Here is a 321-nt window from a genome sequence, read left to right on the forward strand (position 1 = left end):
GGCCTCGGTCAGAATGACCGAACTGGCCGCGGCCCCGACCTCCAGCTGCGCGCCCCAGAGATGAAGCCCCGACGCCCCATTGCCCAGGTAACTCGTGTTGCCGTTTCCGCCCGCCACGCTTGGATAAACGCTGAAGCTGCCAGTCGCCGCGGCCTGTGTCTGCGTCACGCTGCAGCGATACCAGCCGTTCCCCGCCGCCACGATTTGCGCCGTTTGCCCCGCCGCGCCCTGGGACACCACCCCGAGCGTCCCGGTTTGCAGGTCGAAATAGGAGGTGCGGAAGACATTCGCGCTGTCGGATGTCGGCAGGGCGAACCACCG

General features: G+C 67.6%; 1 protein-coding gene. It reads right to left on the bottom strand.

From position 1 onward, the window contains the following. Positions 1 to 321 (bottom strand): phage head spike fiber domain-containing protein (locus FBT96_RS19970; protein WP_455769548.1); only part of this gene is annotated, 321 nt, incomplete at both ends.

The organism is Rhodobacter capsulatus (assembly GCF_005144475.1).
In the GTDB taxonomy this organism is placed as follows: domain Bacteria; phylum Pseudomonadota; class Alphaproteobacteria; order Rhodobacterales; family Rhodobacteraceae; genus Rhodobacter; species Rhodobacter capsulatus_C.